At 45.6% G+C, this 8,122-nt stretch carries 5 protein-coding genes and 4 pseudogenes; 2 read left to right on the plus strand and 7 right to left on the minus strand.

The window, feature by feature from the left end; translation table 11 throughout:
* Window positions 1-5 precede the first annotated feature (5 nt).
* The 3 genes from F6K64_RS32210 to F6K64_RS32220 all read right to left on the minus strand — a co-directional run bounded on the left by F6K64_RS32210 (window position 6) and on the right by F6K64_RS32220 (window position 4,059).
* Window positions 6-2,306: a CHASE2 domain-containing protein gene (locus F6K64_RS32210; RefSeq protein ID WP_287251822.1), complete on the minus strand. Its 2,301-nt coding sequence runs from the start codon at window positions 2,304-2,306 to the stop codon at window positions 6-8.
* 137 nt (window positions 2,307-2,443) lie between these two features.
* Window positions 2,444-3,358, minus strand: a complete 915-nt coding sequence (locus tag F6K64_RS32215) for a DUF1822 family protein (RefSeq protein ID WP_287267524.1) — start codon at window positions 3,356-3,358, stop codon at window positions 2,444-2,446.
* Window positions 3,355-4,059, minus strand: a complete 705-nt coding sequence (locus F6K64_RS32220; RefSeq protein WP_287267526.1) for a sigma-70 family RNA polymerase sigma factor — start codon at window positions 4,057-4,059, stop codon at window positions 3,355-3,357. Before F6K64_RS32220 ends, F6K64_RS32215 begins: the two co-directional genes overlap by 4 nt.
* Window positions 4,060-4,527: 468 nt before the next feature.
* On the opposite strand from F6K64_RS32220, the gene F6K64_RS32225 reads away from it, so the two are divergent.
* Window positions 4,528-5,124: a helix-turn-helix transcriptional regulator gene (locus F6K64_RS32225; RefSeq protein ID WP_008183441.1), complete on the plus strand. Its 597-nt coding sequence runs from the start codon at window positions 4,528-4,530 to the stop codon at window positions 5,122-5,124.
* 284 nt (window positions 5,125-5,408) lie between these two features.
* Here F6K64_RS32225 and F6K64_RS39230 read toward each other — a convergent pair.
* The 3 genes and pseudogenes from F6K64_RS39230 to F6K64_RS32240 all read right to left on the minus strand — a co-directional run.
* A pseudogene (locus tag F6K64_RS39230) lies at window positions 5,409-5,681 on the minus strand (hypothetical protein).
* Window positions 5,682-5,884: 203 nt separating this feature from the next.
* Window positions 5,885-6,097 (minus strand): helix-turn-helix domain-containing protein, encoded by a 213-nt coding sequence (locus tag F6K64_RS32235; protein WP_071103122.1) that lies wholly within the window; start codon window positions 6,095-6,097, stop codon window positions 5,885-5,887.
* A gap of 117 nt (window positions 6,098-6,214) precedes the next feature.
* A pseudogene (locus F6K64_RS32240) lies at window positions 6,215-6,361 on the minus strand (transposase); the annotation flags it as partial.
* A 77-nt stretch (window positions 6,362-6,438) separates the two neighbouring features.
* Between F6K64_RS32240 and F6K64_RS32245 the strand changes: the two are divergent.
* Window positions 6,439-6,655: pseudogene (locus F6K64_RS32245) on the plus strand (IS701 family transposase); the annotation flags it as partial.
* 46 nt (window positions 6,656-6,701) lie between these two features.
* Here the strand turns inward: F6K64_RS32245 and F6K64_RS32250 are convergent.
* Window positions 6,702-7,877: pseudogene (locus tag F6K64_RS32250) on the minus strand (RNA-guided endonuclease InsQ/TnpB family protein); the annotation flags it as partial.
* Between the last annotated feature and the right edge of the window lie 245 nt (window positions 7,878-8,122).

Genomic DNA, 8,122 nt, shown 5'->3' on the forward strand with positions numbered 1-8,122 from the left:
GATTTTTATCTGTATAAAAATCCTATAATTATACCATCCAGAGCTAAGGGAGTGATCCCTCCAAGTGGTTTCCGGTAAACCACCACAATTACACTAGTGGCTACCAATGCTAAGGCTGATGGCACCAGAGGTACCCATACTCCTAAAGTAAATAGACCAAAGCATAGGAGATATAAAACCCCTGTCGCTGTGACCGTAGCGAGTCCCCAATACAGTATTCGACCATAGCGCCAGGCAATGGTAGCACCAATGATTGACCAAGCCCAAACCCAGAACAGGTCTCCCCAGACCGACCACACCGATAATAATGGACGCTCACCGAGGCCAGCACTGATCATCTGACTGACCATCTGAGCCTGAAGAATTACCCCTGGCATTTCTTGGTATGGCCACTCCAGGGCACTGTAGGGGGTAAGATGGTAATCCTTGGCAATCCTTGCAGTTATTCCGATCAGAACAATTTTGTCTTTGACCCACTCTGGTTTGACCTTACCCTCTAGCACCTCTGTGACAGTGACTCGTCGGGCTACAGTTTTCCGGTAATTGAGTAACACCTGGAACCCCCGATAATCACGATTGTGGTAACCCCCAGCATTAGCTGACAACTCTGTTAAGACAGTCTTACCCAAGCGTATTTTATTCATAGCAATGGTTTTTGCTTTGATTCGGTCTTGGGCTAAGTAATGCAATGCGACCCTAGCACTGAAGGAGTGGTCGGTGGCACAGGGGTCATCGTGGTAGGGATGCATAAATACAAGATGCCTACGGATAATGCCATCAGGGTCAGCCATGATATTGCTAAAACCAAGGCGGGATTCTGGCACCCCAGAGGGAGGTTTGATGCCTGAGTTTTTGGGGTTGTTAGCTTCCCTAGCGCTACACAGGGCAATGAATTTCTGATTTTGCTGTAACTGACGGCTCAATGCCTGGTGACCAGGTTCTCTAGGACGTTCGCGAAAGATATCTAAGCCAATCATTCGCGGTTGATCAGACTCTAGCTTGTCTAGGACTTGGGCTAGGGTTTGATCTGGGAGGGGATAGCCATAGCGCATGATCTCAGCATCTGTGGCTTCAACCACCAGCAAACGGGTGTCTACCCCTGGATTAGGTCGTAGCCGCATCAGCTGGTCAAATGCCTTTAGTTCCCAAAGCTGCAGCATTCCCAGCTGCCGGATCACCATGACTAAAATAGTAACCACCACACTGACGATCAGGGCCGATTGGAGCAGGTGGCGCTGGTGATTGCCACGCAACTGTTGCCAGGTTGGGGGTATGGCAGCGGGATTTTGACAAATCACTGGCAACCAACTGGCACAGGGACATTGATCTTCCAAACCTTGCAGTTTTTTCCGGGCTTCTTGCACTGCTAGATACAAGGACTTACCACTAGCAAAGGCTTTGAGAAAATATTGCAAAAACTGCTGTGCTACCAGATCCGGTACGGGCTCCCGCATAATAATCATGTGGGGAATGTGCAGCTGTTCTAGCTCATTGGCTAATCCTAAGCCATCACAAGAATTAAAAATTGCTAGGGACAACCCCCTTTCTATGGCTTTTTTGAGGGCTTCTCTGAGTTCGTCAATGGTTAAGCTATCGGTCTGATTGATATGAATCCGACCCCTTCCTGCCTCGGTTTCACTATGACCTGCGAAAAACAGAATATCCCAAGGTTGCTCCCACAGGGCTTCGTTGAGCTTCTGCCGTGGTTCTTCTACCAGAAAGGTAATGTCTGCAAAGGGTAAATTCTCTAATAATTGTCGGTCTTGTTGGATATTAATCCCTTCGCTATTGCCCAAAATCGCTAGAATTCTAACCTTGTGTCGATCACGGCTTTGGTTCGATTTGCCTGGTTGTTCATACTCTGGAGTACTTAGGGCAATTTCTGCTTGGTGGTAACGCTCTAAAAAGTCCCACTGATGCCAAGGAAGCTGCCTGAGCTGGGGATTTTTGGTACGAATCAGCACCCGGACTTCTTCGGTAGTGCCCACTTTTTCCAACCACTTTTCCCGCAGTGGACTAAATAACTCTGACTTCAGCCACCGATTTAAGCGATCGCATAATCCCTGACTCTGGTTGTTGATGGAACCACCGATTGCCACTCGTTTGATTTTGATTGCCCGCAAAGAGCTCCCCAGACTGCGATAGGTTGACCGCCACTCGTGATAGTGGTTGACTAGATTGGGTGCTGGAGGCAATCTGCCAGTAAGTTCTGTTTCCGGACCTTCGCCTTCTGAGCCAATTTCCAGAGTGACCCGAAAACCTTCCTCAAAATCCCCATCCAGCTTAAGAGTTACTAGCTTTGCCATTGGCTTAGTTTTTTAACGGTTGACGGTTGACGGTTTACTGTCAACCGTCAAAAATCAGTATTTTGTCTAATGTTATTCCTAGTTATAGCGCGTACTGAATAGGGAACAGGGAATCGGGAACAGCGGATTTGGGAATTTCAGATCACAAACTCTTCGATCACACTGGCATTATCCAGAGCAACCTTGACACTGAAACGGTCTCCGGCTTCGCAACTAAAATCCAATTGAATGGCTTGATCCTGGTTTCTGGCTTGGGCATTGATCAGCATTTCTTGCTCCTCATCTAGCAAGAGCAACTGCAGATTGGGGGGTAGATAGGTTTGACCATTGATGGGATTGAGTTGTAGGAGAACATTCAGCTTCGTTTCGGATTCTGGGGTGAGTTCCACAACCAGAGCCACCCCTTGATTAGGTTTGCCCCATTCAATCTGTTTACATCGCTTAATGGTCTGAGACTTGGTTCTAAAGGCGAAAGCTGGCTGAGAACCTTGGTTACCTAAAAGGGTTTCCAAACTCTGCCAACCTGCTTCAAAGATATGCTCCAACCATTGACTGAGTTGTGTCATAGGTTGAAATTGATCGAGGTAGGCTGGTAAATCTTTAAGCGATCGCAATTGGTGGATGACTAATTCACCGGTTTCCGAAGTTGCGGAAAATCCCAGCAGCGTGGCTTCAGTATGGTCTTGATCAATCTCAACGACTACATAGCCAATCCGGTTAAATCTTACCTCCTGGGGAATGGGACAAGTCAAATCACCGGGTTTGACAGGCCGACATTCCAAGCGCCCCAAACCGGTTACCCTCAGGTCAGCCACATTTTCAGCCAAGCCCACTACTGAATTCCAGCTATCCCCTGCGGTTAGGTCAGTGGGAATACCCAGAATCCGTAAGTAGTTATTCACCGCACACACTGCCAGGGTGTTGAGATAGACTTGTTCAGCCTTTTGCGTGGTGGGTTGGTACTGAGCAAACTGCTGGGCTATCTCTAGGGCCGACTGGGTAATCGGCATGGGGATTGACCAATCTGCTAGCATGTTGGCGTTGTGTCTCATGATTTTTTCCTAGGTTGGGGTTTTGTGGTGCTTTTCGAGCTACCAGTCTTTGACTTTTCTTCTATATATCCCTGGCATACACCGAATTTTCGCAACAGGGGTAAGCATTTACGGTTATAGAATTTGGGCAAATCTTTAGCTTCTGGTGGGGTTAGCTTAAATTCTGCTGCAATCGTTTTCCAAGGCTGATCAGGAGGGAGTCGCCGCTGGATTAGGACTTGGGCATTAATCTCAGGGCGTTTCCTAAAGCAAGTCTGACGTAATACTCCGTCTGGGTCTGTCTTAACCCAATCCAAGGTTTTTTGCCATATTTTCATAACTGGCTGTAGATCAGGAGCAGCTGGTACCCTATCTACAGGGTCAATAGTTTTACCTTCCTCTGTGCTTAGGCCAGTAATTTGCCGCTTCTGTTGCCTATAGCCAGCATCTCGAAATCGTCTCAGTCGCTTTTTTAGTTCATCGTCGAGCCAAGTAATCACACCTTTGATAGTCGGGTCATACTCTTCAGGATGGCCACAGCAATATTCCCACATCTCTTGGAGAGCGTCATTATAATAAGAGCTATATTCTTTCCAAAGCTTGCCGGATTTCATCACTAGTAGATGTACCTCGCTCAGTTTTTGCCGACGTTCCAGACTTAATGGTGGATGATTACATGCTTCAACTATCAGCTGACGGAGTATTCGATCTAGATTTTTCATCGGTTATGTCCCTGTTGTAAATGCGATCGCGTAGCGTGACCTACGGTCAATCGTGTTTAGTACGCATTAGTCTATCGATAGCGGTTCTCAAGTTAGTTGTTAGTAGTTTGTTGTTTATGTTGGTAGATGCTTACACTAACTACTAACCTCTACTCCCCATGAGAAGCGCTACAAAGGGCAGCCCGAAGACTGGACTCAGTATTGACCATCCCTAGACATCTTAGGCATCAATGTTGGGGAATGGCAAAAGTCACCCAGTATTTATTTACACGAGTGATCGGGGGGTTTTTCGCAAAAAAGCCCAAAAAAAATTTTTGTCGGATTTTTTTGCGAAAACCCTGGTTGAGAGGTGCTGTAACAAATGGCTAAGCCAAGTGTGATTCAACAGGTGCGACTCGTGGCGAATTTAATTCTTAATGGGTCAAGCACACCTAAACAGTTTAAATCCAGTTAGTGCGTCAACAGACCATGTATACTCTCACCAACACTCTAGAAAAATCCGCTCCTCAGGTGCAACAGTTAGACAATGGTCTACTGCAAGGAGTACTAGAAGGTTTTATTGACGGTGTTTTAATTCTGAATACACAAGGAGATTTGGTTCATAGCAATGAAACCGCTCGTGTTCTTTGTGAGCAACTTACTCCGAACAGCAAACATTTTACGGTGGTGCCTAAAGAAATCTGGCGTGTCTGCCAAGCCTTGAAAGAAAGTGATGAATTCTATGCCCATCAATCTGTAATTATAGATTCAGAGATTACTACGAGTCACTCCACAACCTTTCGGATTCGGGCTAGATGGCTCAACCTGAGGATATCTGAGCAGCGTTATATTATAGTTACCCTCGAAGACCAACGTCAATCCATTCATAGTATAGCCCTAGCTGAAGTTCAGAAATATGGCTTAACTGCCCGTGAGGCAGAAGTCTGGTTACTGCGTCGAGTCAATTACTCCTACAAAGAGATTGCTGCAGAACTGTTTGTTACCCTCAATACGGTGAAGAAGCACATGAAAAACATTCTTGCCAAGCAGCAAATGGCGATGATGATGGAAGAAATGGCTGCTTAGGGGCATAATTAGCGATTTGGAAGACAGAAATTCTTGGTGATGTGGGCATTTAGGGACCACAACCACTACAAAGACAACGTTTTAAACACTACTCCGTAGGACAACTGACAAAATGCCCTGTTTAGGGCATTTTTTTGTATTAGCGATCGCGCTCAATGGTTTCCAAATGAGATGTAAACCATTGAGGTATTTTTTTATTGTAAAATAACACTCCGAATCTCTTGACAATCTTGCCTTTTGCCTCTTGTATGCAAGCAAATTTCTGCAATACCTGTGTTTACAAATCATATAAAAACACGCTGATTGCGGTTGTCATAGTAATCGGTTAAACAAGATTGTTTCCCGATTACCAATTCCCGATTCCCGATTCCCGATTCCCGATTCCCGATTCCCGATTCCCGATTCCCGATTCCCGATTCCCGATTACCGATTCCCGATTCCCGATTCCCGATTACCGATTACCGATTACCGATTCCCGATTCCCGATTCCCGATTCCCGATTCCCGATTACCGATTCCCGATTCCCGATTCCCGATTCCCGATTCCCGATTCCCGATTCCCTACAGATTTTGCCCCCAAAAATTTTTTCTGATTGTTTTGCGAAAAGTTTGGTTCACAGGCGCTGTAACAAGTAGCCAATAAAATGGCGATAATCCTCTCCTGTTTTAGTTTTTGATTAACTGTTGGGACACTGTCCCAGGTTAATAGGAAAGCGTTACGCCCCATATGGGGCGTTTTTTTTTAGGTAGATCCCAACAGTTCAATCAGTTACCCACTTTGCCAATTCATCTAGGGTAACTTTCAGCAGGTCACACAATACCTTGAGCTGATTTGGGTACAGTTTGGGGATATGCCTGCCCGCTTCCCAATTTTGCACCGTGGTAACGGTTACGCCCAATTCATGAGCGATTTCCCGCTGGGTGATATTTAGGGATTCTCGTCTTTTTTTTAGGTTGTCCCCTAAATTAGTCATTACTGTCCTATTTAAAAGTTAACATAATTAAGTTTACTGAGTTATATGTTACCGCTAATCTCACCAAAAAAAATGGGTCTGTTCGCGTAGCGTCGGCTTTGCCGAAGCCCCGTCCTTCTAGGACGGCTTTCTTTGATTGTTGATGTACTCTTTCAGCACCTCAATAGAAGCTCCAGCAACGGAAGCAGCAAAATAGCTAGGAATCCATAGTGCTGGTTTTCCATTTGGCTTCGGATATCCATTTTGTCCGTATCTGCGACTAGTGGGACTTAAACAATAAAAAAGGTGTTTTGAGGGTATAATACTTGCTAAGCCGAGTTTTCACGTCGAGGTCAATCCTGATCAAACAGACAACTCCCGCAGCGATGCCACCTTGCTTTGAGAGATGGTGTAAGCACTTTGATGAGGTGTTCAAAACAAAGGCTCAAAAAAGGGAGTAAGGGCACACTCATCGGGGGATTATTGGGGGAAAGTGAGAGAAAAAACCTTGATCAGATCGCCGAGAATGCTGTTGGTGTGACTTACCATGGATTACATCACTTCTTGACGGAGGCTCCTTGTTGACACTCCCCATGGCTATAAGCCAGGGGATTCTCGGAAAGCGCGATCCAACTTGCTCAACCAGGTCGGAACCAAGCAGAGTAGAGGTCGAGTCTCCCCGAGCGTTGAGGAAAGTTCCGGTGTGCCCCACCGTACTTAAGGCTCTCGTTAAGATGTTGATTGCGGCATTGTGGTCTCGGTCTAACTCACATCCACATTTACAAACATGAGTTCGAGTTGATAACGACTTCTTGACTACTTCACCACATGCCGAGCAGTTTTGGCTGGTATAAGCAGGGTTTACTGCAACAGTGACCCTGCCAAACTTTTCACCAAAATGTTCCAGCCATTCCCGAAACTTGTACCAACCTGCATCATTAATAGATTTAGCCAGACAATGGTTTTTAACCAGGTTTTTAACTCTCAAATCGACCTAGGCGACCAAGTCGTTAGACCGGATTACGCAACGTGCAACTCTCTTTGCATGTTCTTCACGCTGCCTACTTATTTTAAGATGCTGTCTGCCTAGTCTATTAATCGCTTTCTTTCGGTTAGCGGAGCCTTTCTTTTTTCGGGAAACTCGGCGTTGATAGAACTTTAATCGTTTCTCGCCTTTTCGGTAAAATCTAGGATTGGGTTCTGCATATCCATCTGAGTCCGTATAAAACTCTTTTAAGCCAACATCTAGGCCGACATTACAGCCAGTGGCTTGTAACGGTTCTGAATTATTTGCTTTTACGCAAAACTGAATGTAGTAGCCATCAGCTCTTTGGACTATGCGAACCCGCTTTATGAGCTTCTGGTCGAATCGCCATAAGTCCCAGGTACCCTTGAGCTTTACTTGCCCAATACCCTTTTTGTCCGTGAATTTTATCGACTTCCTGTCTGGGGATAACTTCCATCCAGATTGCTTATACTCGACTGACCTAGAATGTTTCTTGAACTTAGGGTATCCTTTCTTTCCAGGGACTTTCTTTTTGCAGTTATCAAAGAAGCGTTTAATAGCGCGTTCTACGTTCTCAACAGATGCTTGACAAGCATGGCTGTTAAGATGTTTAACAAATTCCAATTCATCCCTTAGTTGAGTGTTGTAGCGATAGAGTTCTTTCTTTCCAATCCCGGGATTATCCATCCAGAATCGGAGCACCTTGTTTCTGACAAAGCGAGCTGTCCTAATAGCTTCATTTATTGCTACTTTCTGACTCTCTTTTAAGACAGCCTTGAACTCCATTACCAGCACTCTATTATCACCTCCTTTGGTGTAGTTTCTTTACTTACTATTATAGTCGTTCGCGCAGCGTCGGCTTTGCCGAATCCAAAGATGCTAAAGTTCCCGAATAGTTAGGGAATAAATTCCCGTTCGGGCTAACCCCATGGTTTGAAGTTACCGTAAGGAGAGTGGAGCCTTGTCTTGATGCAGTCGCTCATGGGGGAAACCCCCAAGACCGCGCTGCATCGCTAATCAATAAGTTTTAACCTTTTTAT

Origin of the sequence: Moorena sp. SIO3A2, assembly GCF_010672265.1 — a bacterium.
GTDB classification, from domain to species: domain Bacteria; phylum Cyanobacteriota; class Cyanobacteriia; order Cyanobacteriales; family Coleofasciculaceae; genus Moorena; species Moorena producens.

What these genes read in the sequence shown, in the direction of transcription:
- F6K64_RS32225 (WP_008183441.1), top strand. Translation starts at nt 4,528, where the DNA reads ATGTATACTCTCACCAACACTCTAGAAAAATCCGCTCCTCAGGTGCAA.
- F6K64_RS32210 (WP_287251822.1), bottom strand. Translation starts at nt 2,306, where the DNA reads ATGGCAAAGCTAGTAACTCTTAAGCTGGATGGGGATTTTGAGGAAGGT.
- F6K64_RS32235 (WP_071103122.1), bottom strand. Translation starts at nt 6,097, where the DNA reads ATGACTAATTTAGGGGACAACCTAAAAAAAAGACGAGAATCCCTAAAT.
- F6K64_RS32220 (WP_287267526.1), bottom strand. Translation starts at nt 4,059, where the DNA reads ATGAAAAATCTAGATCGAATACTCCGTCAGCTGATAGTTGAAGCATGT.
- F6K64_RS32215 (WP_287267524.1), bottom strand. Translation starts at nt 3,358, where the DNA reads ATGAGACACAACGCCAACATGCTAGCAGATTGGTCAATCCCCATGCCG.